At 52.1% G+C, this 22701-nt stretch carries 27 protein-coding genes and 1 tRNA gene; 18 read left to right on the forward strand and 10 right to left on the reverse strand.

The window, feature by feature from the left end; all coding sequences use genetic code 11:
- Positions 1–30: 30 nt before the first annotated feature.
- Genes lptB through ACFX4O_RS23375 form a run of 6 tightly spaced genes read right to left on the reverse strand, consistent with a single transcriptional unit; the run spans position 31 to position 4419 of the window.
- Positions 31–756 carry an LPS export ABC transporter ATP-binding protein gene (gene lptB, locus ACFX4O_RS23350; protein WP_017457322.1) on the reverse strand — a complete coding sequence of 242 codons (726 nt, stop codon included), beginning with the start codon at positions 754–756 and terminating at the stop codon, positions 31–33.
- Between the two features lie 6 nt (positions 757–762).
- Complete coding sequence (lptA, locus tag ACFX4O_RS23355; protein WP_131407815.1) at positions 763–1323, reverse strand: lipopolysaccharide ABC transporter substrate-binding protein LptA; 561 nt, start codon at positions 1321–1323, stop codon at positions 763–765.
- Positions 1292–1867, reverse strand: coding sequence for an LPS export ABC transporter periplasmic protein LptC (gene lptC, locus ACFX4O_RS23360; protein ID WP_380211525.1), 576 nt, complete (start codon positions 1865–1867; stop codon positions 1292–1294). The genes lptA and lptC overlap by 32 nt, the downstream gene beginning before the upstream one ends.
- On the reverse strand, positions 1864–2430 hold the full coding sequence (kdsC, locus tag ACFX4O_RS23365; RefSeq protein WP_131407811.1) for a 3-deoxy-manno-octulosonate-8-phosphatase KdsC: 567 nt from the start codon (positions 2428–2430) through the stop codon (positions 1864–1866). The genes lptC and kdsC overlap by 4 nt, the downstream gene beginning before the upstream one ends.
- 14 nt (positions 2431–2444) lie before the next feature.
- Positions 2445–3431, reverse strand: coding sequence for an arabinose-5-phosphate isomerase KdsD (kdsD, locus tag ACFX4O_RS23370; RefSeq protein ID WP_017457326.1), 987 nt, complete (start codon positions 3429–3431; stop codon positions 2445–2447).
- A 13-nt stretch (positions 3432–3444) separates the two neighbouring features.
- Entirely contained in the window at positions 3445–4419 is a 975-nt protein-coding gene (locus ACFX4O_RS23375) for a calcium/sodium antiporter (RefSeq protein ID WP_131407807.1), read from the reverse strand.
- A gap of 229 nt (positions 4420–4648) precedes the next feature.
- Between ACFX4O_RS23375 and mlaF the strand changes: the two genes are divergently transcribed.
- The 7 genes from mlaF (at position 4649) to murA (ending at position 9445) form a co-directional block, all read left to right on the forward strand.
- Positions 4649–5461 (forward strand): phospholipid ABC transporter ATP-binding protein MlaF, encoded by an 813-nt coding sequence (gene mlaF, locus ACFX4O_RS23380; RefSeq protein WP_131407805.1) that lies wholly within the window; start codon positions 4649–4651, stop codon positions 5459–5461.
- Between the two features lie 7 nt (positions 5462–5468).
- Positions 5469–6251 carry a lipid asymmetry maintenance ABC transporter permease subunit MlaE gene (gene mlaE, locus ACFX4O_RS23385; RefSeq protein ID WP_017457329.1) on the forward strand — a complete coding sequence of 261 codons (783 nt, stop codon included), beginning with the start codon at positions 5469–5471 and terminating at the stop codon, positions 6249–6251.
- A gap of 4 nt (positions 6252–6255) precedes the next feature.
- Positions 6256–6807 (forward strand): outer membrane lipid asymmetry maintenance protein MlaD, encoded by a 552-nt coding sequence (mlaD, locus tag ACFX4O_RS23390; protein WP_380211529.1) that lies wholly within the window; start codon positions 6256–6258, stop codon positions 6805–6807.
- A gap of 16 nt (positions 6808–6823) precedes the next feature.
- Positions 6824–7462, forward strand: a complete 639-nt coding sequence (gene mlaC / locus ACFX4O_RS23395; RefSeq protein WP_020455437.1) for a phospholipid-binding protein MlaC — start codon at positions 6824–6826, stop codon at positions 7460–7462.
- Positions 7459–7752 (forward strand): lipid asymmetry maintenance protein MlaB, encoded by a 294-nt coding sequence (mlaB, locus tag ACFX4O_RS23400; RefSeq protein WP_380211531.1) that lies wholly within the window; start codon positions 7459–7461, stop codon positions 7750–7752. The genes mlaC and mlaB overlap by 4 nt, the downstream gene beginning before the upstream one ends.
- A gap of 126 nt (positions 7753–7878) precedes the next feature.
- Positions 7879–8133 (forward strand): BolA family iron metabolism protein IbaG, encoded by a 255-nt coding sequence (gene ibaG / locus ACFX4O_RS23405; protein WP_017457333.1) that lies wholly within the window; start codon positions 7879–7881, stop codon positions 8131–8133.
- Between the two features lie 52 nt (positions 8134–8185).
- Positions 8186–9445: a UDP-N-acetylglucosamine 1-carboxyvinyltransferase gene (gene murA, locus ACFX4O_RS23410; RefSeq protein WP_380211534.1), complete on the forward strand. Its 1260-nt coding sequence runs from the start codon at positions 8186–8188 to the stop codon at positions 9443–9445.
- Between the two features lie 94 nt (positions 9446–9539).
- On the opposite strand, the gene sfsB is transcribed toward murA, so the two are convergent.
- Positions 9540–9815 carry a DNA-binding transcriptional regulator SfsB gene (sfsB, locus tag ACFX4O_RS23415; RefSeq protein WP_131407799.1) on the reverse strand — a complete coding sequence of 92 codons (276 nt, stop codon included), beginning with the start codon at positions 9813–9815 and terminating at the stop codon, positions 9540–9542.
- A 214-nt stretch (positions 9816–10029) separates the two neighbouring features.
- Positions 10030–11001: an octaprenyl diphosphate synthase gene (ispB, locus tag ACFX4O_RS23420; RefSeq protein ID WP_131407797.1), complete on the reverse strand. Its 972-nt coding sequence runs from the start codon at positions 10999–11001 to the stop codon at positions 10030–10032.
- 259 nt (positions 11002–11260) lie between these two features.
- On the opposite strand from ispB, the gene rplU reads away from it, so the two are divergent.
- The 4 genes from rplU to cgtA all read left to right on the forward strand — a co-directional run bounded on the left by rplU (position 11261) and on the right by cgtA (position 14101).
- On the forward strand, positions 11261–11572 hold the full coding sequence (gene rplU / locus ACFX4O_RS23425; protein WP_003025032.1) for a 50S ribosomal protein L21: 312 nt from the start codon (positions 11261–11263) through the stop codon (positions 11570–11572).
- Between the two features lie 20 nt (positions 11573–11592).
- On the forward strand, positions 11593–11850 hold the full coding sequence (rpmA, locus tag ACFX4O_RS23430; protein ID WP_017457338.1) for a 50S ribosomal protein L27: 258 nt from the start codon (positions 11593–11595) through the stop codon (positions 11848–11850).
- A gap of 94 nt (positions 11851–11944) precedes the next feature.
- Positions 11945–12910, forward strand: a complete 966-nt coding sequence (locus tag ACFX4O_RS23435) for a DMT family transporter (RefSeq protein WP_380211537.1) — start codon at positions 11945–11947, stop codon at positions 12908–12910.
- A 15-nt stretch (positions 12911–12925) separates the two neighbouring features.
- Positions 12926–14101 (forward strand): Obg family GTPase CgtA, encoded by a 1176-nt coding sequence (gene cgtA, locus ACFX4O_RS23440; RefSeq protein ID WP_131407793.1) that lies wholly within the window; start codon positions 12926–12928, stop codon positions 14099–14101.
- Positions 14102–14178: 77 nt separating this feature from the next.
- On the opposite strand, the gene dacB is transcribed toward cgtA, so the two are convergent.
- Complete coding sequence (dacB, locus tag ACFX4O_RS23445) at positions 14179–15612, reverse strand: serine-type D-Ala-D-Ala carboxypeptidase (RefSeq protein ID WP_380211540.1); 1434 nt, start codon at positions 15610–15612, stop codon at positions 14179–14181.
- Between the two features lie 247 nt (positions 15613–15859).
- Between dacB and greA the strand changes: the two genes are divergently transcribed.
- Positions 15860–16336, forward strand: a complete 477-nt coding sequence (greA, locus tag ACFX4O_RS23450; protein WP_131407789.1) for a transcription elongation factor GreA — start codon at positions 15860–15862, stop codon at positions 16334–16336.
- Between the two features lie 152 nt (positions 16337–16488).
- Here the strand turns inward: greA and yhbY are convergent, their stop codons facing one another.
- A complete protein-coding gene (gene yhbY, locus ACFX4O_RS23455) occupies positions 16489–16782 on the reverse strand; it encodes a ribosome assembly RNA-binding protein YhbY (protein ID WP_131407787.1) in 294 nt (97 codons plus the stop codon).
- 118 nt (positions 16783–16900) lie between these two features.
- Between yhbY and rlmE the strand changes: the two genes are divergently transcribed.
- The 6 genes from rlmE (at position 16901) to ACFX4O_RS23485 (ending at position 22497) form a co-directional block, all read left to right on the forward strand.
- Positions 16901–17527, forward strand: coding sequence for a 23S rRNA (uridine(2552)-2'-O)-methyltransferase RlmE (gene rlmE / locus ACFX4O_RS23460; RefSeq protein ID WP_020455430.1), 627 nt, complete (start codon positions 16901–16903; stop codon positions 17525–17527).
- A 102-nt stretch (positions 17528–17629) separates the two neighbouring features.
- Positions 17630–19561: an ATP-dependent zinc metalloprotease FtsH gene (gene ftsH, locus ACFX4O_RS23465; protein WP_131407785.1), complete on the forward strand. Its 1932-nt coding sequence runs from the start codon at positions 17630–17632 to the stop codon at positions 19559–19561.
- 99 nt (positions 19562–19660) lie between these two features.
- Positions 19661–20509 (forward strand): dihydropteroate synthase, encoded by an 849-nt coding sequence (folP, locus tag ACFX4O_RS23470; RefSeq protein WP_131407783.1) that lies wholly within the window; start codon positions 19661–19663, stop codon positions 20507–20509.
- Positions 20502–21842: a phosphoglucosamine mutase gene (gene glmM, locus ACFX4O_RS23475; RefSeq protein WP_131407781.1), complete on the forward strand. Its 1341-nt coding sequence runs from the start codon at positions 20502–20504 to the stop codon at positions 21840–21842. Before folP ends, glmM begins: the two co-directional genes overlap by 8 nt.
- Before the next feature lie 223 nt (positions 21843–22065).
- Entirely contained in the window at positions 22066–22398 is a 333-nt protein-coding gene (secG, locus tag ACFX4O_RS23480; RefSeq protein WP_131407913.1) for a preprotein translocase subunit SecG, read from the forward strand.
- 12 nt (positions 22399–22410) lie between these two features.
- Positions 22411–22497: transfer RNA gene (locus tag ACFX4O_RS23485), tRNA-Leu, on the forward strand.
- Positions 22498–22701: the final 204 nt, after the last annotated feature.

Below are 22701 nucleotides of genomic sequence, written 5' to 3' on the forward strand. Positions count from 1 at the left end.
CGACAAAAAATGTCAATAAACCCTACCCTATCAGAGTCTGAAGTCTTCCCCAAGATACACGCGCTTAACGTGTTCGTCTTCAAGGATTTGCTGCGGTGTTCCATGCGCAATGAGATGCCCCTGGCTGACGATATAAGCACGTTCACACACTGCCAGCGTTTCACGAACGTTATGGTCAGTAATCAGTACGCCCAACCCGCTATCACGCAGGTGCTCAATGATACGTTTGATATCGATAACGGAGATCGGGTCAACGCCGGCAAAGGGTTCATCCAGCAGGATAAATTTCGGATTCGCCGCCAGCGCGCGGGCAATCTCCACACGGCGACGTTCGCCGCCAGAGAGTGATTGGCCCATGTTGTCGCGCAGATGCTCAATGTGGAACTCTTCCATCAGCTCATTGGCGCGATCTTCGCGTTGCTCTGAGGTCAGGTCATCGCGGATTTGCAGGACGGCCATCAGGTTATCGTAGACGCTCAGGCGGCGAAAAATCGAGGCTTCCTGGGGAAGATAACCAATACCGCGGCGTGCACGCGCATGCAGCGGCAGCAGGCTGATATCTTCATCATCAATAATGATGTTGCCAGCGTCGCGCGACACAATACCCACCACCATATAGAAGGTCGTTGTTTTCCCTGCGCCGTTAGGGCCAAGCAGCCCGACGATTTCGCCAGAGTTGACGGTCAGACTGACATCCTCAACTACGCGGCGGCCTTTATAAGCTTTGGCGAGATTCTTTGCAGTTAATGTTGCCATAACGAATTAGTTACTCTTTTTTTGCGCCGGAGCCGGGGTTTGTTTGTTGCTCTTATCTTGCAACTGCGACGGTACCAGAACGGTGGTCACGCGTTTGCCTTTTTCGCTGAACGCCTGCATTTTCTGCTCTTTCACCAGATAGGTGATTTTGTCTCCGGTGATATTGCTATCCAGCTGTTCCAGATAGGCGTTACCGGTCAGCACCACGAAATCTTTTTCCAGCTCGTAATGCATCTGCGAGGAGTGGCCTTTAACGGGTTTGCCATTGTCCTGCATTTGGTAAAACGTCGCAGGGTTGCCGTAGCCGTCAATGATCTCTTTACCTTGCTGACCACCCGGACGGGTAACGACGACTTTGTCGGCATTAATTTTAATCGTCCCCTGGGTTACCACGACGTTGCCGGTGAAGGTCACAACGTTACCCTGCATATCCAGCGACTGCTGATCGGAGTCGATATGGATAGGTTGATCGGTATCCCCGGTCACGGCGAGCGCCGGAAGCGCGGCGGCCAAAAGCGTGGTGGCCAATACAAGATTAAGGCTGCGTTTGTTTGTTTTGAATTTCATAGGAGCTTCTAACCTTTTCAATCAGCTCGGCGTTTTTGCTGCGTAAATTGCCGCGCATTTTCAGGCCGGTGGAATTAAATGTTGTACCGTACAACGTGACCTGATCATTCGAGGTAACATCCTGCGTTACCAGGTTAATCTGGGCGTTATCCGTGGTGATTTTTCGCAGCTGGGCGTCCGCCGTCAGCGCATTGACTTCAACATGTCCATAAAGATAAAGCATTTTGTCATCGGTTAGCTTCGCTTTGTCTGACTTTATCGACCAGGTTGGAACCTTATCCTCGTCGAACGTTGTCAGTATTGGCTGCGCGAACCAACTCACACCTTCAGCAGAAAAGTATTCCACGTTCTGCGCGATAAGCCGGTAGTTAAGCGCCCCTTCCGGGCTATAAACCGCCGTATCCGTATGTTGGCTTTTATAAGTCGGGTCGGCATTGTTGGTGGCGACCGGATTCGGATCATCCTGAGTCGTCAGGTTGATCCCTATCAGGATCAGTGCGGCCAGCGCCAGCAGAATGATGACCCAACGTCTGGTTTTACTCATATCGATTGCCCTTTGGCCTCATCCAGCTTGCCCTGCGCCAGCAACAACAAATCACAGACTTCACGAACTGCGCCTCGGCCGCCATTAATGCGCGTAACGTAATCTACGCGTGAAAGCAGCAGCGGATGAGCATCAGCAACGGCAACGCTCAAACCAATTTCCGCCATCACTGGCCAGTCGATCAAATCATCGCCTACATAAGCCACTTGATCGGGGGTGAGCGCCAGTTTTGCCACCAGTTCGCGGTAAGCGAGCAGTTTATCCGACTGACCTTGATACAAGTGCTTAATCTTCAGGGTTTCGCAGCGATCTTCCACTAGTTTAGCTTTTCGCCCGGTAATTATGGCAACCTCAATGTCGGAAGTAAGTGCACAGCGGATCCCGTAACCATCGCGAACGTTGAACGCTTTCAGCTCTTCTCCGTTATTGCCCATATAGATGAGCCCATCGGATAACACGCCGTCCACATCCAGAATTAACAGGCGTATTTTTTCCGCTTTCGCCATAACTTGCGTGCTTACCGGCCCATAACAGGTCGCAAGCGACGCGCCAGCATTACTCATTCGTATGTCCTTCTTTACACTACGCCAGCGCGCAGTAAATCATGCATATGTAACACACCCAGCAACTGGTCGCCATCGGCCACCAGCACGGAGGTAATGTGACGGGATTGCATCAGATTCAGCGCATCCACTGCCAGCGTGTTAGGCCGTACTCGAACACCACCGGGCGTCATGACGTCGGCAATGCCCATGCTGCGGACATCGCCGCCCATATCGAACACGCGGCGTAAGTCACCGTCGGTAAAGATGCCTTCGATCTTCATCAGATCATCGCAGATAACCGTCATGCCCAGGTTTTTACGCGTGATTTCAAGCAGCGCATCGCGCAAGCTGGCGTTTTTGCTGACATGGGGAATTTCATCGCCGGTGTGCATGATGTCATTGACGCGCAGCAACAGTTTGCGGCCCAGCGCGCCGCCGGGATGAGATAAGGCGAAATCTTCCGCTGTAAAACCGCGCGCTTTCAGCAACGCAACTGCCAACGCATCGCCCATTACCAGTGCCGCCGTGGTGCTGGAGGTTGGAGCCAGACCCAGCGGACAGGCCTCTTTGGGAACCTTCACGCACAAATGAATATCTGCGGCGCGCGCCATGCTGCTTTCTGGTCGGCTGGTCATGCAAATCAGCGAAACTTTCAATCGCTTCAGCACCGGGATTAGCGCGAGGATCTCGTTCGACTCCCCTGAGTTTGACAGCGCAATGACCACATCTTGCGGGCTGACCATCCCCAAATCACCATGGGCCGCTTCGCCCGGATGCACAAAGAAAGAGGGGGTTCCGGTGCTGGCAAATGTGGCAGCCATTTTTCTACCGATATGGCCTGATTTGCCCATTCCCATCACCACCACTTTTCCGGCGCAATAGAACATTTTTTCGCACGCCTGCGTGAAATCGGCGTTGATGTACTGATCCAGCTCTGCGAGGCCTTCACGTTCAATTTCCAGGACGTCTTTACCTGCTTGTTGAAAGTCAAAACCCGGCTGCAAATCTATTTGCGACATAATGCGTATCCGATTATCCAGTCAAAAGCGGCGACAGCCAGTAGAGCAGCGCCAGCCATACGATAAACCCGCCGAACAACAGTGCACCGACACCTCTGCTGATTTGCTTACGTCGCCAGCAAATCAGGGCAAAAAGGGCACTGACCAGCAACATCACGCCATAATCACGCGTAAAGGCTATCGGGTTAAAGTCGCCCGGCGCAATCAGCGCGGGCAAACCCAGCACGAGAGCAATGTTAAAGATGTTTGAACCAATAATATTGCCAATGGCGATATCGTCTTCACCTTTGCGCGCACCGGCAATCGCTGTCGCCAGTTCAGGCAGGCCAGTACCGATAGCAATAACCGTCAGGCCAATGGTCAGCTCGCTGATAGCAAAGTAGTTCGCTACCACTGTTGCGTTATCCACCACCATACGCGTTGCCATCGGCATAATAATTAATGCTACGCCCAGCCAGAGGAACGCGACCGAAAGGCTGCCGTCTCTCGGCAACTCCGCCAACTGCTCTCGGGTGAGACTGTCGTTGCCCTGGCGCTCTGCCAGGCGGGCAATTTTAACAATGAACACCAGCCATAGCACGGCTAATAACAGTAAAATAATGCCGTCAAAGCGGCTGAGGTGCCCATTGTACAACACCACGCCTGCCAGCAGGCTGGCTACCAAGGTTAACGGCAATTCGCGACGCAGAATATCGGAATGTACGGTAAAAGGGTGTAAAAGAGCGGCGACGCCGAGGATTAACAAGATATTAGTGATGTTAGAGCCGATCGCAGTGCCGATAGCCAGATCCAACTGGCCATGCAGGGATGCGGCAACGGAGGTGATTATCTCGGGCAGAGAGGTACCGATGCTTACAACGGTCATGCCGATGATTAAAGGCGGTACGCCGAATGTGCGGCAAAGGATCGAAGCAGCGAACACCAGACGATCGGCACTGTAGACCACTAAGAGTAAACCAATTATCAATAGCGCTGTCGCTAAAAGCATCTAACATCCTTTCTTCAGGTATAATCCGCCGGCTCGCAGGCTGCCATGCCGGGTAAAACCGGGAGTTCCGCGTAGCGTAATGATTCCTAATTTTGACTTTATGCGGCTCAAAAGTAAAACAAATGCCAGCTTTCGCTAACCTCAGCAGGTAATATTCTGTAAAAATGTTGGGTTCGTGATGTTATCAAGCGTCATGCTTGTGGCCGACGAGGCTTATAAGGAAGAGGAAATGAGCCAGACTGTGGCGAATTTGGTCGATGTTCGTGGCGTCAGCTTCTCCCGCGGCAGCCGCCCAATCTTTGACAATATTTCACTGACGGTACCGCACGGTAAAATCACCGCCATTATGGGACCTTCAGGGATCGGCAAAACGACGCTCTTGCGTCTGATCGGTGGACAGATTCCGCCTGATGGCGGTGAGATTTTATTCGATGGCGAAAACGTGCCGGGGATGACCCGTTCGCGTCTGTTCACCGTACGCAAGAGAATGAGCATGCTGTTTCAGTCTGGCGCGTTGTTTACCGATATGAACGTTTTTGACAACGTTGCCTATCCTTTGCGTGAGCACACTCGGCTGCCCGAGCCGTTGCTGCGAAGCACGGTGATGATGAAGCTGGAAGCGGTAGGGCTGCGCGGTGCGGCGGACTTAATGCCATCAGAACTCTCCGGCGGTATGGCGCGACGCGCCGCACTGGCACGAGCAATTGCGCTGGAGCCGGACCTGATCATGTTCGATGAACCTTTTGTTGGCCAGGATCCTATTACGATGGGAGTGCTGGTGAAGTTGATCTCCGAGCTGAATAGCGCGCTGGGCGTCACCTGTATTGTGGTTTCCCATGATGTTCCTGAAGTGCTGAGTATTGCTGACTACGCCTATATTGTGGCTGACAGGAAAATTGTTGCCCACGGCAGTGCGCAGGGGCTGCAGGAGAACAGCGATCCGCGCGTGCGTCAGTTCCTGGATGGTATTGCCGATGGCCCGGTTCCGTTCCGCTACCCTGCGGGTGATTATCAGACCGATTTATTAGAAACAGGGAGTTAAGACGCTCATGCTGCTAAATGCACTGGCATCGCTTGGGCACCGCGGGATCAAAACGATCGCGACGTTCGGGCGCGCTGGTTTGATGCTCTTCAACGCGGTGGTGGGTAAACCCGAATTCCGCAAACACGCGCCGCTGCTAGTTCGCCAGCTTTATAATGTCGGCGTTTTGTCGATGCTCATTATTATTGTTTCCGGCGTGTTTATCGGTATGGTGCTTGGTCTGCAGGGTTACCTGGTGTTGACCACCTACAGCGCGGAAACCAGTCTTGGCATGCTGGTGGCGTTGTCGCTGCTGCGCGAGCTGGGGCCAGTTGTCGCCGCGCTGTTGTTTGCTGGCCGTGCGGGTTCTGCATTGACTGCTGAAATTGGTTTGATGCGTGCGACCGAGCAGCTTTCCAGCCTTGAAATGATGGCGGTTGACCCGCTGCGACGCGTGATTTCGCCGCGATTTTGGGCGGGAGTCATCTCGCTACCGCTGTTGACCATTATCTTTGTCGCCGTCGGTATTTGGGGCGGTTCGCTGGTTGGCGTTAACTGGAAAGGTATTGATACGGGCTTTTTCTGGACCGCGATGCAAAACGCCGTTGAATGGCGGATGGATCTGGTTAACTGTCTGATTAAAAGTGTGGTGTTTGCCATCACTGTGACCTGGATTGCGTTATTTAATGGTTATGATGCGATCCCGACTTCTGCCGGCATTAGCCGGGCGACAACACGCACCGTTGTGCACTCCTCGTTGGCCGTGCTTGGCCTTGATTTTGTGCTCACCGCACTGATGTTTGGGAATTGAGTTCATGCAAACGAAAAAAAGTGAAATTTGGGTCGGTGTTTTCCTTGTGCTAGCGCTGCTGGCAGGACTCTTTATCTGCTTAAAAGCGGCGGATGTCGCCTCAATGCGCACCGAACCGACTTACCGTGTCTATGCCACCTTTGACAATATTGGCGGTCTGAAAGCACATTCGCCGGTGAGAATTGGCGGTGTAGTGATCGGGCGCGTTGCGGATATCTCTCTCGATCCCAAAACCTATCTGCCGCGTGTCGCGCTTGATATTGAAGAGCGTTACAACCAGATCCCGGATACCAGCTCGCTGGCGATCCGCACTTCCGGGTTGTTAGGTGAGCAGTATCTGGCGCTGAATGTTGGCTTTGACGATCCGGAGATGGGAACTTCTATGCTTAAAGAAGGAAGCACCATTCAGGATACCAAGTCCGCCATCGTGCTTGAGGATCTTATCGGACAATTCCTTTACAACAGTAAAGGCGGTGACAATAAGAATTCAGGCGATGCGGCAGCCCACGATGCAAGGAATACTCAAGCCGCACCGTCTGCTGGCCAGACGAATTAACGAGGAGAATTGACGCATGTTTAAACGTCTATTAATGGTTGCCCTGCTGGTGATTGCACCGCTGGGTGCTGCGATGGCGGCCGATCAAGCTAACCCTTACGCCGCAATGAAAGATGCGGCACAGAAAACCTTCGATCGCCTCAAAAATGAGCAGCCAAAAATCCGTGCGAACCCGGACTACTTGCGCGATGTTGTCGATCAGGAACTGCTGCCCTACGTGCAGGTGAAATACGCTGGTGCGTTGGTGCTGGGTCGTTATTACAAAGAAGCGACGCCCGCGCAGCGCGAAGCCTATTTCGCTGCATTTCGCGAATACCTGAAACAGGCATACGGCCAGGCGCTGGCAATGTACCACGGCCAGACCTACCAGATTGCGCCGGAGCAGCCGTTGGGCGATGCGACGATTGTGCCGATCCGTGTGACCATCATCGATCCGAATGGTCGTCCGCCGGTGCGCCTGGATTTCCAGTGGCGTAAAAACACGCAGAGCGGCAACTGGCAGGCTTATGACATGATTGCCGAAGGGGTGAGTATGATCACGACCAAACAGAACGAGTGGAGCGATCTGCTACGCACCAAAGGCATCGACGGTTTAACCGCCGAACTGCAATCTATTTCCCGCCAGAAAATTACCCTGGACGAGAAAAAGCAATGACAGCCAGTCTAAGCTGGGCGCGCGACGGAGACTGCCTGAAACTGTTGGGCGAACTGGATCAGGACCTCTTAAACCCGCTGTGGGAAGCGCGCGTGGAGGCGATGAGAGGGGTAACCTGCATCGACTTACACGGCGTGTCACGCGTTGATACCGCTGGCGTCGCGCTGCTGGTACATCTGGTGGCTCAGGGCAAAAAACAGGGGAGCAATGTTGTGCTTGCCGGAGTGAGTGAGAATGTGTCCACCCTCGCTGCGCTCTATAATTTGCCGCAGGATGTATTGCCTCACTAATTTTTTCAATGCGTTACTACTTAAAGCCCCATCCTTTATATTGATGGGGCTTTTTGCTTGTTTAAGCCGACGCCACTTTCCTCTAAGATGTGTGACTGTTTTCACTATTAGATGATATTTACACCCATGGAAAATCATGAAATTCAGACGGTGCTGATGAACGCACTCTCTCTCCAGGAAGCCCACGTCACTGGCGATGGCAGTCACTTTCAGGTTGTTGCTGTGGGTGAGATTTTCGACGGCATGAGTCGGGTCAAGAAACAACAGACCATTTATGGCCCGCTGATGGAATACATCGCAGACAACCGTATCCATGCCCTGTCGATCAAGGCCTACACTCCAGCGGAGTGGGCGCGGGATCGCAAACTTAACGGCTTTTGAGCGTAGGGGATAAACCCACTGCGCGTGTGAATTCTTAACAGAGATCAGATGAATGGATAAGTTTCGTGTACAGGGGCCGACGCGTCTCCAGGGCGAAGTGACAATTTCAGGCGCGAAAAACGCCGCGCTGCCGATTCTTTTTGCCGCGTTGCTGGCGGAAGAGCCGGTTGAAATCCGTAACGTTCCGAAACTGAAAGATATCGATACCACCATGAAGCTGCTCAGCCAGTTGGGCACCAAGGTGGAACGTAATGGATCCGTGTGGATCGATGCGGGCGACGTCAATGTTTTCTGCGCACCGTACGAGCTGGTGAAAACAATGCGCGCATCTATTTGGGCGCTGGGGCCGTTGGTTGCGCGTTTTGGTCAGGGGCAGGTCTCTCTGCCTGGCGGTTGTGCGATTGGCGCGCGTCCGGTGGATCTGCACATTACCGGCCTGGAACAACTGGGCGCGGAGATCAAGCTGGAAGAGGGCTACGTCAAAGCTTCCGTTAATGGGCGTCTGAAAGGCGCACATATTGTGATGGATAAAGTAAGCGTTGGCGCGACAGTAACCATTATGTCTGCCGCGACGCTGGCGGAAGGTACGACTATTATCGAAAATGCCGCCCGTGAGCCGGAAATTGTTGATACGGCAAACTTCCTCAATACCCTCGGTGCAAAAATCACCGGTATGGGAACCGATCGCATCACCATCGAAGGGGTGAAACGTCTGGGTGGCGGAGTTTATCGCGTCCTGCCTGATCGTATCGAAACCGGGACTTTCCTGGTCGCGGCGGCGATCTCTGGCGGTAAAATTGTCTGCCGTAACGCCCAGCCCGATACGCTTGACGCGGTGCTGGCTAAGCTGCGTGATGCTGGCGCGGATATTGAGGTTGGCGAAGACTGGATTAGCCTTGATATGCATGGTAAGCGCCCGAAAGCAGTGAACGTGCGCACGGCTCCGCATCCGGGGTTCCCGACCGATATGCAGGCGCAATTCACGTTGCTGAACCTGGTGGCTGAAGGTACGGGAGTTATCACCGAGACTATCTTCGAAAACCGTTTCATGCATATCCCTGAGCTGATCCGTATGGGTGCTCATGCGGAAATAGAAAGCAATACAGCGATTTGCCACGGTGTAGAAAAGCTCTCCGGTGCGCAGGTCATGGCAACCGATTTACGCGCCTCTGCAAGTCTTGTGCTGGCGGGTTGTATTGCGGAAGGAACCACCATCGTTGATCGTATCTATCATATCGATCGTGGCTACGAGCGTATTGAAGATAAACTCAGTGCGCTTGGCGCGAATATTGAGCGCATCAAAGGCGAATAAGCCTGTCTGCTGAACGGTAAGAAGGGAGCCTTGGCTCCCTTTTTTTCTATCGCCTGTTCTGGCAAGCAAGGGGAGCTGCTACTTGCATGGCCGCTTATTTTTCCTCCCTTTTTTTCCTGATCAGCTTCGTCTTATCGATAAATTCATGGGTGACAGGATCATGGTAACGTGATGGCCAGATAACCCAGGGATCGGTATCCAGCGCACGCGCAATAATCAATTCCCCTTTTGGCCAGGAGCGGGTCAGAGCGTTAGCGAGGGTCGATGAGCTTAACCCGTTTTTACGGGATTCCGCAGCCAGCGATGTTCCTTTCTTACGCAGCCCGGCAATGATATCTGCCTGGTGCCAGTCCATTACTTTTGTTTCCATAACATCTCCCTGATAGAAAATAGGTGTCAATTATTTACGCCAACAACGCTACTTACTATACGCATATGGGAGCGTTTGTTCTGAAAAGCTCATGTAATATTTTGCGTTTTAGGATTATGACAAGGCTTGATATTACTGGTTATTTTTGGTTTTGACGTGGTTTAAAGAAACTTATTGGAACTTTCCCGCGGCAATGCGCGGGAACCTGGAAAGATTAACGATCGCGCTGAACGGCGATGTGGGCAAGACCGACCAACGCTTCGCGCCACGGTGAATCCGGCAGAACATGTAAAGCAGCAATCGCTTTATCCGCTTCTTCTTCCGCACGACGACGCGTCCACTCCAGTGAGCCGCAGGCCGCCATTGCTTCCAGAACAGGTTCCAGAAGGTGTCGGCCATTTCCTTGTTCGATAGCTTCGCGGATCATCTGTGCTTGTTCTGGTGTGCCGTTATGCATGGCATGTAACAACGGTAACGTCGGTTTGCCTTCATTCAGGTCATCGCCGGTGTTTTTGCCGAGCGTTTCACCGTCTGCACTGTAATCAAGCAAATCGTCGATGAGCTGAAAAGCCGTTCCCAGATAGCGACCGTAATCCTGCAACCCTTTTTCCTGCGCTTCCGTACAGCCAGCCAGCAAGCCGGAGCACTGAGCCGCCGCTTCAAACAGACGGGCGGTTTTGCTGTAAATGACGCGCATATAGTTTTCTTCAGTGATATTCGGGTCGTTGACGTTCATTAACTGCAGGACTTCGCCTTCAGCAATCACATTTACGGCTTCGGACATCACTTCCAGCACTTTCAACGAGCCGAGGCTGGTCATCATCTGGAAAGCGCGGGTGTAGATAAAATCGCCGACCAATACGCTCGCTGCGTTGCCAAAGGCCGCGTTAGCGGTGGCTTTGCCGCGGCGCATGTCGGACTCGTCCACGACATCGTCATGGAGAAGGGTCGCGGTGTGAATAAATTCGATTAATGCGGCAATAGTGACATGCAAATTGCCCTCATAGCCAACGGCTCGCGCCGCCAGCACGGCAATCATCGGACGGATGCGTTTGCCGCCGCCGCTTACGATGTAATAACCCAACTGGTTGATTAACTGAACATCCGAGTTGAGTTGTTGCAGAATCGTCGCGTTTACACCCGCCATATCGTGCGCGGTTAACTCATTGATTTTTTCTAAATTCATCGCAAAAGCCGGGCTTTCAGTCCTGTTTACCACATAGCAAAATGGGATAACAAAGGGTTACGGGTTAGAATAGTATTGTTGATTGTACTGAAAAAATGCGCCAGATAAACGTTACCTTACGTGTTGTGTTTTTTTTCTGCATGGAGTGACGATCACTCTTGTCAAAGGCTAGCAAGTTGCGTAATATTCGCGCCCTATTATGAATATTTTTAGCGCACTCTGAATTGATCAGAATATGTGCGCGGAAGCGGAGTTTTATATGTACGCGGTTTTCCAAAGTGGTGGTAAACAACACCGAGTAAGCGAAGGTCAGACCGTTCGCCTGGAAAAGCTGGACATCGCAACTGGCGAATCTGTTGAATTCGCTGAAGTTCTGATGATCGCTAACGGTGAAGAAGTCAAAATCGGCGTTCCTTTCGTTGATGGCGGCGTAATCAAAGCTGAAGTTGTTGCTCATGGTCGTGGCGAGAAAGTTAAAATCGTTAAGTTTCGTCGTCGTAAACACTACCGTAAGCAGCAGGGCCACCGTCAGTGGTTTACTGATGTGAAAATTACTGGCATCAGCGCCTAAGACCTGAGGAGTAGATTTAAATGGCACATAAAAAGGCTGGCGGCTCAACTCGTAACGGTCGCGATTCAGAAGCTAAACGTCTGGGCGTAAAACGCTTCGGCGGTGAAGCAGTACTGGCAGGTAGCATCATCGTTCGTCAACGTGGCACCAAATTCCACGCTGGTTCTAACGTAGGTTGCGGCCGTGACCACACTCTGTTCGCTTTGACTGACGGTAAAGTTAAGTTCGAAGTTAAAGGCCCGAAAAACCGTAAATTCATCAGCATCGTTGCTGAATAAGTTTTTCGCGTCCCGGTAACGGAAGAAAGCCCCGCAACACGTTGCGGGGCTTTTTACATTAGAAGTCCGGTAAATTCTGGCAGGGAATACGGGCATGAAACAGCAGGCAGGCATCGGCATTGCGCTGGCGCTCACAACCGCGATGTGCTGGGGTGCGTTACCCATCGCCATGAAGCAGGTGCTGGAAGTGATGGAACCGCCAACGGTGGTGTTTTATCGCTTTTTGATGGCGGGAATCGGCCTTGGCTTGATTCTCGGCTGGAAAAAAAAACTGCCTCCACTGCATCTTTTTCGCAAGCCGCGCTGGTTAGTTTTGCTGGCCATTGCCACTGGCGGGCTGTTCGGGAATTTCATCCTCTTCAGCTCTTCCCTGCAATACGTTAGCCCGACGGCTTCGCAGGTGATCGGTCAACTTTCGCCTGTGGGCATGATGATTGCCAGCGTTGTTATTCTCAAGGAGAAAATGCGCGGCACTCAGGTTATCGGCGCGCTGATGCTTATCTGTGGTCTGGTGTTGTTTTTTAATACCAGCCTGGCGGAGATTTTTACCCGCCTGACGGATTACACCTGGGGCGTAATTTTTGGCGTCGGGGCAGCCACGGTGTGGGTTAGTTACGGCGTCGCGCAAAAAGTGTTATTGCGGCGCCTGGCCTCCCAGCAGATCCTCTTTTTGCTGTACACTTTGTGTACAATTGCGTTGTTGCCGTTAGCAAAACCCGCCGTGCTGCTTCAGTTGAGTGACTGGCAACTGGCTTGCCTGGGGTTTTGTGGCCTCAATACGCTGGTGGGTTATGGCGCGCTGGCGGAAGCGATGGCTCGCTGGCAGGCGGCGCAGGTGAGCGCATTAATCACGCTGACACCGCTCTTTACGCTGTTTTTTTCAGATTTATTATCAATGGCCTGGCCCGATGTTTTCGCCAGACCGATGTTAAACCTTATCGGTTATCTCGGTGCGTTTGTCGTGGTTGCGGGCGCGATGTTTTCCGCTATTGGCCATCGTCTTTTGGGACGCAGGCTCAATCGCGAAGTGGTCGCCACTGTGCCCCGCTCAGGCGAATGAGTTACGGAGAGTAAAATGAAGTTTGTTGATGAAGCTACGATCCTTGTCGTGGCAGGTGATGGCGGTAACGGGTGTGTGAGCTTCCGCCGCGAAAAGTATATCCCGAGAGGCGGCCCTGATGGCGGCGACGGTGGTGATGGCGGCGATGTCTGGCTGGAAGCGGACGAAAACCTCAATACCCTGATTGATTACCGTTTTGAAAAATCTTTCCGTGCTGAACGCGGACAGAATGGTCAGAGTCGTGACTGTACGGGGAAACGCGGGAAAGATATTACGGTGAAAGTACCGGTAGGTACGCGTGTTATCGACCAGGGGACCGGCGAAACGATGGGCGATATGACTAAGCATGGTCAACGTCTGATGGTCGCAAAAGGTGGCTGGCATGGTCTGGGTAACACGCGGTTTAAATCCTCGGTTAACCGTTCGCCCCGTCAGAAAACCATGGGCACGCCGGGCGACAAGCGCGATCTGCAGCTGGAACTGATGCTGTTGGCCGACGTGGGTATGCTTGGTATGCCTAACGCAGGCAAATCGACATTTATTCGCGCGGTATCGGCCGCAAAACCAAAAGTGGCGGATTATCCGTTTACCACACTGGTGCCGAGCCTTGGCGTTGTCCGTATGGATAATGAAAAGAGCTTTGTGGTTGCCGATATTCCGGGATTGATTGAGGGCGCTGCTGATGGCGCAGGCCTCGGGATCCGCTTCCTGAAACATCTGGAACGCTGCCGCGTCCTGCTGCATTTGATCGATATCGATCCGATCGATGGTTCCGATCCGGCTGAAAATGCCCGTATCATCATCGGTGAACTGGAAAAATATAGCGAGAAACTGGCTGCCAAACCGCGTTGGTTGGTCTTCAACAAAATCGATCTGATGGATAAAGCGGAAGCAGAAGCGAAAGCAAAAGCCATCGCTGAGGCGCTGGGTTGGGAGGATAAATTTTATCTTATCTCAGCGGCCAGCCAGCAGGGCGTTAAAGACCTGTGCTGGGATGTGATGACCTTTATCATCGAAAACCCGATTACCCAGGCGCAGGAAGAGCAGCAGCCTGAGAAAGTCGAGTTTATGTGGGATGATTATCATCGCCAGCAGCTTGAAGAAGCAGAAGTGGTTGAAGAAGACGAAGAGTGGGATGACGACTGGGATGAAGACGACGAAGAAGGCGTTGAGTTCATCTACAAGCGCTAATCGCTGCGATTTTCCCGGTTAAACGGGGTGTTTCGCCAACAAAATGCCGGGTCAGCACACGCTCCCCGGCATTTTTGTTAATTGTTCTGGTAGATATCTTTGTACAGACGGCTTTCGAAACGCACCAGCGGAATGCGGCGATTACGTTGATCCGCAGGTTCAACCGCATAGCCGGAGAGATACTGCACGAAAGCCATCCGCTGACCGCTCGCGGTGGTGATAAAGCCCGCCAGGTTATACACGCCTTGCAAGGAACCTGTTTTGGCCGAAACTTTGCCGTCTACACCCGCTTCATGCAGGCCTGCTCGATACTGCAGGGAGCCATCATAGCCCGCCAGCGGCAGCATTGAGATGAAATTGAGCTCGGTGTCATGCTGCGCAATGTATTGCAGAACTTGCATCATTGTGGCTGGTGCCAGAAGGTTATGCCGCGACAAACCGGAACCATCAGCGATGATGGTGTTACCGAGATCGACGCCAGCTTGCTGGCGCAGGATCTGCCGTACTGCATCCGAGCCTGCTCGCCAGGTACCCGGTACACCAAAACGCGCATGACCAATCATACGAAACACTGTATCAGCGATCATATTGTCTGATTTTTTCAGCATCTGCTTTAGCAGATCGTGAAGCGGCACCGACTGTTTGCTGGCAATGACAGTGCCGGCCTCGTTCTCTTGCGTTTGACGCAGCAGTGTACCGGTATAAGTGATGCCGGCATCGTTTAATTCTGCTTTCAGAATCGCACCTGCGTAACTTGCACCGTCCTGAATAGCGAAAGCCAGCGGGAGCGGGTCGGCACGCTGCGGCAGGCATCCCGTTAGTGTAAAGCGATTTAAATCACCAGGGACGACATCCAGTTCGCAATACTGCGCCTCTGCGGAGCCGCGCGCGAGTGTACGCACTTGGCTGAACATATTCACCGGATAATAATTCGCGATGCGGATATAAGCCAAATCGCCCGGTTTTTGCGCGCTGTAGAGCGAAATCGAGAAGCAGTTACGATCGATAATCGCTGCAGCAGGTGGTGCGCTAAAGCACTGCGTCATGTCGTTCCACGGCCAGCCAGGCGCTTTATCATGGCTGGCAAAAATAGAGGTATCGACAAGCACATTACCTTGGATTTTCTGCACACCCGACTTTTTCAGCGCCGCGATCATATTACGAATATCCTGACGTTTTAGCGTCGGATCGCCGCCAAATCGCGCAATTAAATCGCCTTTTAGCGTACCGTTCTCGACAGAACCTTTGCTTTCCAGGGTGGTTGTAAAGCGAAAGTCCGGCCCAAGTTGCAACAGGGCGGCCAGGGCAGTGATGACCTTCTGTGTGCTGGCTGGCAGCGCCATTTGTTTACCGTGGTAATCAATTTCTGGCGCCTGAGCTCCGACTTTTTGCACCATCAGCGCCAGGTTTGCACCATCCGGCAATTGGTTTATGTATTCGTCTACATTCGCGGCCTGAACGTTCAGGGCTATACTTGTGGTCAATCCGATGATAAAGCTGGAAAATCGCATAATCTCGCGCTAGGAAGCAGTAAACAAGCCGTCATACTACGGCGCAACGACCCGGAAAGTAAACGATGACCCATAGTGAACTTCCGGGTAAAATACGTATCAAATTGAAAAATTGCGCTGACCTGGGGCTTTGTCCCCGGGTCAGTTTTCTTTTGCTCCTGCCCGACGGTATATGCCGGTGTACGGGGGAGGTAGATCAGATGGGGTGGGTTACCGCTCCCTACAGGAATGTTCAAGAGGTATAACAATGCAAGCTATTCCGATGACCTTACGTGGTGCCGAAAAATTGCGCGAAGAACTGGAGTTTCTGAAATCCGTTCGTCGCCCTGAAATTATCGCCGCCATCGCGGATGCCCGCGAACATGGCGATCTGAAAGAAAATGCGGAATATCACGCAGCGCGCGAGCAGCAGGGTTTCTGCGAAGGGCGAATTAAAGATATCGAAGCAAAACTGTCTAATGCGCAGGTAATAGACATTTCTAAAATGCCGAAAAGCGGTCGTGTCATTTTTGGTTCCACCGTCACGGTATTGAACCTCGATAATGACGAAGAGCAGACTTATCGCATTGTTGGCGATGATGAAGCCGACTTTAAACAGAACCTGATTTCAGTCAATTCACCTATTGCCCGCGGGCTGGTAGGTAAAGAACAAGACGATGTAGTGGTGATTCGCACGCCGGGCGGCGAAGTGGAATACGAAATTATCAAAGTGGAATATCTTTGATCGTTGCGTTCGTGTCGATTGTTGACGGATTGTAAAGAAAAGAAAAAGGCCGCACTGCGGCCTTTTATGAATTCCAGGAGCGTGGCATTTTGCACGTCTGCTGGCGGAAACCCCTCGTTTTACACAGATTTTGTGTTCAATTCAGGATATCCTTAGCGTGGCAGTGGAATTTTACGCTCTGCGGTTGGGCGATAAAGCACCAGCGTTTTACCGATGACCTGTACATTGCAGGCGCCGGTTTCGCGAACGATAGCTTCCACGATCAAGGTCTTAGTTTCTCTGTCTTCAGAGGCGATCTTCACCTTGATAAGTTCATGGTGCTCTAGCGCTTGTTCAATCTCGGCCAGTACCCCTTCGGTCAAACCATTATTGCCAAGCATAACTACTGGCTTGAGCGGATGTGCCAGACCTTTCAGGTGCTGTTTTTGTTTAGTACTCAGATTCATCGTATATTTTGCTTACGTTGGGATTGAAAACGGGTCATTCTACCGCCATCTCCACTATATCGCCAAATTGCGCGTCGAAATTTCTCGATGTCGACGATGAACCCAGATGGAAAGTTAAATGACAGGTAAAAAGCGTTCTGCCAGCTCGAGCCGCTGGCTTCAGGAACACTTTAGCGATAAATATGTTCAACAGGCGCAGAAAAAAGGGTTGCGTTCCCGTGCCTGGTTTAAACTTGATGAAATACAGCAAAGTGACAAACTTTTTAAGCCGGGTATGACGGTTGTCGATCTGGGCGCTGCCCCAGGTGGATGGTCGCAATATGCGGTCACACAGATTGGTGGTAACGGACGTATCATCGCTTGCGATCTTTTACCGATGGATCCAATCGTTGGTGTGGACTTCCTTCAGGGCGATTTTCGTGATGAATTAGTTCTGAAAGCGTTACTGGATCGCGTTGGCGACAGTAAAGTTCAGGTTGTCATGTCAGATATGGCACCGAATATGAGCGGCACGCCTGCTGTTGATATCCCCCGTTCCATGTATCTTGTGGAGCTGGCGCTGGAGATGTGCCGTGATGTGTTGGCGCCGGGCGGAAGTTTTTTAGTGAAGGTGTTCCAGGGCGAAGGTTTCGATGAGTATCTCACCGAAATTCGCTCCCTGTTTACGAAGGTTAAAGTACGTAAACCGGACTCTTCACGTGCGCGTTCACGTGAAGTGTATATTGTAGCGACCGGGCGAAAATGATACCCCGTCGATTTCGGCCTTTGGTTTGAAAGAGATGGGTTATGTTGTATCCTGACGCTGTTTTTAACACAGTTGTAATATGAGGTTAATCCCTTGAGTGACATGGCGAAAAACCTAATACTCTGGCTGGTCATTGCCGTCGTGCTGATGTCAGTATTCCAGAGCTTTGGGCCCAGCGAGTCGAATAGCCGTAAGGTGGACTATTCTACCTTCCTGCAAGAGGTCAACCAGGACCAGGTTCGCGAAGCGCGTATCAACGGACGTGAGATCAACGTTACCAAGAAAGATAGTAACCGTTACACGACTTACATCCCGGTTCAGGATCCGAAACTGCTCGACAACCTGGTGACGAAAAACGTCAAGGTTGTAGGTGAACCGCCTGAAGAGCAGAGCGTGCTGACGACTATCTTCATTTCCTGGTTCCCGATGCTGCTGCTGATTGGGGTCTGGATTTTCTTTATGCGTCAGATGCAGGGCGGCGGTGGCAAAGGTGCCATGTCGTTCGGCAAGAGCAAGGCGCGTATGCTTACGGAAGATCAGATCAAAACGACTTTCGCTGACGTTGCCGGTTGCGACGAAGCAAAAGAAGAAGTTGGCGAGCTGGTTGAATATCTGCGTGAGCCGAGCCGTTTCCAGAAACTGGGCGGTAAAATCCCGAAAGGCGTCCTGATGGTCGGTCCTCCGGGTACGGGTAAAACGCTGCTGGCGAAAGCGATCGCCGGTGAAGCGAAAGTGCCGTTCTTCACCATTTCCGGTTCTGACTTTGTAGAAATGTTCGTTGGTGTTGGTGCATCTCGTGTGCGTGACATGTTCGAGCAAGCGAAGAAAGCAGCACCGTGCATTATCTTCATCGATGAAATCGACGCCGTAGGCCGCCAGCGTGGCGCGGGTCTTGGCGGTGGTCATGATGAGCGTGAACAGACGCTGAACCAGATGCTGGTTGAGATGGATGGTTTCGAAGGCAACGAAGGTATTATCGTTATTGCCGCAACTAACCGTCCTGACGTACTCGACCCTGCTTTGTTGCGCCCGGGGCGTTTTGACCGCCAGGTTGTTGTCGGTCTGCCGGATGTTCGCGGTCGTGAACAGATCCTGAAAGTCCATATGCGCCGTGTGCCGCTGTCGCCGGATGTTGATGCTGCAATCATCGCGCGCGGGACGCCAGGCTTTTCCGGTGCCGATCTGGCGAACCTGGTCAACGAAGCGGCGCTGTTTGCCGCTCGTGGTAACAAACGCGTCGTGTCGATGGTCGAGTTTGAAAAAGCGAAAGACAAAATCATGATGGGTGCTGAACGCCGCTCCATGGTGATGACCGAAGCGCAGAAAGAGTCCACAGCATACCACGAAGCAGGCCATGCGATTATTGGTCGTCTGGTACCGGAACACGATCCGGTGCATAAAGTGACGATTATTCCGCGCGGCCGTGCACTGGGTGTGACGTTCTTCCTGCCGGAAGGTGATGCGATTAGCGCCAGCCGTCAGAAACTGGAAAGTCAGATTTCAACGCTGTACGGTGGTCGTCTGGCAGAAGAGATCATTTACGGTGTTGAACATGTTTCTACCGGTGCGTCGAACGATATTAAAGTCGCGACTAACCTGGCGCGTAACATGGTCACCCAGTGGGGCTTCTCCGACAAACTCGGTCCGTTGCTTTACGCGGAAGAGGAAGGCGAAGTTTTCCTGGGCCGTAGCGTTGCAAAAGCGAAACATATGTCCGATGAAACCGCACGAATCATCGACCAGGAAGTGAAATTGCTTATTGAACGTAACTACAATCGCGCACGTCAACTGCTCAATGAGAATATGGATATTCTGCATGCGATGAAAGATGCTCTGATGAAATATGAGACCATCGATGCACCGCAGATTGATGACTTGATGTCACGTCGTGATGTTCGTCCGCCAGCAGGTTGGGAAGAACCTGGTGCGAACAACTCTGACAATAATGGTACGCCGCGAGCGCCGCGTCCGGTTGATGAACCGCGTACGCCAAACCCGGGCAATACCATGTCAGAACAACTGGGCGACAAATAAGTATTTGCGCTGATGATCTGCTTTTAATGAAAACCCCGGGGCTTGCTCCGGGGTTTTTCTTTTAATTTCTAATCGCCACAACCTCAGGGATTTTTAGTCATGAAACTCCATGCTCAGGGCTCAACACTGGATTTGTCTCACCCCCATGTAATGGGCATCCTCAATGTAACGCCGGATTCTTTTTCTGATGGTGGTGCACATAACACATTGATCGAGGCGGTGAAGCACGCGAACCTGATGATCAATGCGGGGGCGACAATTGTGGATATCGGTGGGGAATCGACGCGTCCTGGGGCGGTCGATGTTAGCGTAGAAGAGGAACTTGAACGCGTAATCCCGGTCGTTGAAGCCATCGCACAGCGTTTTGAGGTATGGATTTCCGTCGACACATCTAAACCTGAAGTCATTCGCGAATCAGCGCGAGTAGGTGCACACATCATTAATGATATCCGCTCATTAACAGAACCGGGCGCGCTGGAAGCTGCTGCACAAACCGGACTGCCGGTTTGCCTGATGCATATGCAAGGCCAGCCAAAAACCATGCAGGAAGCGCCGAAATATGATGATGTGTTTGCCGATGTGAATCACTTTTTTATCGAGCATATAGCACGATGCGAACAGGCTGGGATCTCAAAAGAGAAATTGTTGCTCGACCCGGGATTCGGTTTCGGTAAAAATCTGTCCCACAATTATGAATTGCTTACCCGCCTGGCTGAGTTTCATCATTTTGGATTACCTCTGTTGGTCGGAATGTCGCGTAAATCGATGGTCGGCCAGCTACTTAATGTCGGCCCCTCCGAGCGGTTAAGCGGTAGTCTGGCTTGCGCAGTGATCGCGGCAATGCAAGGCGCACACATTATTCGTGTTCACGATGTAAAAGAAACAGTAGAAGCTATGCGGGTGGTGGAAGCCACGCTGTCAGCGAAGGAAAACAAACGCTATGAGTAATCGTAAATATTTTGGCACTGATGGTATTCGCGGCCGTGTGGGCGACGCACCGATCACCCCAGATTTTGTACTAAAGCTGGGCTGGGCTGCCGGGAAAGTACTGGCGCGCCATGGATCGCGTAAAATCATCATTGGTAAAGACACCCGCATTTCGGGTTACATGCTGGAATCCGCTCTGGAGGCCGGTCTTGCGGCGGCTGGTCTTTCCGCGTCCTTTACCGGACCAATGCCAACGCCGGCGGTAGCCTATCTCACGCGCACATTCCGAGCAGAAGCGGGAATCGTGATTTCGGCTTCGCATAATCCTTTCTATGACAATGGCATCAAATTCTTCTCTATTGACGGCACAAAACTGCCGGATGCAGTAGAAGAGGCGATTGAAGCCGAGATGGAAAAAGAGCTTACCTGCGTCGACTCCGCCGAGCTGGGTAAGGCCAGTCGTATTGTTGATGCCGCTGGACGTTATATTGAGTTTTGCAAGGCGACGTTTCCGAATGAACTGAGCCTGAATGGGTTAAAAATCGTGGTTGATTGCGCTAATGGTGCGACTTACCACATTGCACCGAGTGTTTTTCGCGAACTGGGAGCGAAGGTTATTGCTATCGGGTGTGATCCGGATGGCGTGAACATCAACGAAAAATGTGGCGCGACGGATGTGGCCGCGCTGCAGCAGCGCGTTCTGGTTGAGAAAGCCGATTTGGGCATTGCCTTTGATGGTGACGGTGACCGCGTCATCATGGTCGATCACGAAGGTAACAAGGTCGATGGCGATCAAATCATGTATATCATTGCCCGCGAGGGGCTGCGCCAGGGGCAGCTGCGCGGTGGCGCAGTTGGCACTCTCATGAGCAATATGGGGCTTGAACTGGCGCTTAAGCAACTGGGCATACCCTTTGCTCGCGCGAAAGTGGGCGACCGTTATGTGCTGGAAAAAATGCAGGAGAAGGGCTGGCGCATCGGTGCTGAAAACTCCGGCCATGTGATTTTGCTGGATAAAACGACGACCGGAGACGGTATCGTGGCCGGTTTGCAGGTGGTTGCTGCAATGGTACGTAACCACATGTCTTTGCATGATTTATGCAGCGGCATGAAGATGTTCCCGCAGGTGCTGGTGAATGTGCGTTTTACTGCAGGCATTGGCGATCCGCTGGAAGACGAGACGGTCAAAACGGTGACGGCAGAAGTGGAAGCGACACTGGCTGGCCGCGGTCGTGTGCTATTGCGTAAATCCGGTACTGAGCCGTTAATTCGCGTTATGGTAGAAGGGGAAGACGAGGCGCAAGTGACATCGCTCGCGAATCGCATTGCCGATGCAGTTAAGGCTGTAAAATAGCGCGATAAGTGCTTAAAAAGGCGGCCATTGCCTCTTTTTAGTAGCCAGAGATCGCAATTTTGCTGTTTTTTTCCGCACTTGATGAAATGCACTTAAATTGCCCTTGCGAAGGTCATTCGCTTTGGTTAGTATTCACACCCGCTTCAGTGGGAAAGCAATAAATATCCCACTTTTATTGGTTTGAAGCATTGGCTGCGGCAACCCCGCAAGGAACAGGTTGATTATGTACGAAGCTCTTTTAGTTATTTTCCTTATTGTGGCGCTGGCTCTTGTAGGCCTGATCATGCTGCAGCAAGGTAAAGGCGCTGACATGGGAGCCTCCTTTGGCGCTGGCGCGTCCGGTACGCTGTTTGGTTCAAGTGGTTCTGGTAACTTCATGACCCGTGCGACAGCTGTGCTGGCAACACTGTTCTTCATTATTAGCCTTGTGCTGGGCAACATAAACAGCAATAAAACCAATAAAGGAAGCGAGTGGGATAATTTGAGCGCACCGGCGAAGAGTGAACAAACTCAGCCTGTAGCTCCGGCACAGCCGAGCAGCGATATCCCGCACTAAGAAGTAAGTCGTGCCGAGGTGGTGGAATTGGTAGACACGCTACCTTGAGGTGGTAGTGCCCGATTGGGCTTACGGGTTCAAGTCCCGTCCTCGGTACCAATATTCCGGAAAAAGACATCGCAAGATGTCTTTTTTTTGCCTCGCATTTACTCCATTGATGATCATTGCCAAACCTTCAACCTTCAACCTTCAACCTTCAACCTTCAACCTTCAACCTCAAACCTTCAACCTCAAACCTCAAACCTCAAACCTCAAACCTCAAACCTCAAACCTCAAACCTCAAACCTCAAACCTCAAACCTCA

The organism is Kosakonia sp. YIM B13571 (assembly GCF_042788095.1).
Lineage (GTDB): Bacteria > Pseudomonadota > Gammaproteobacteria > Enterobacterales > Enterobacteriaceae > Kosakonia > Kosakonia quasisacchari.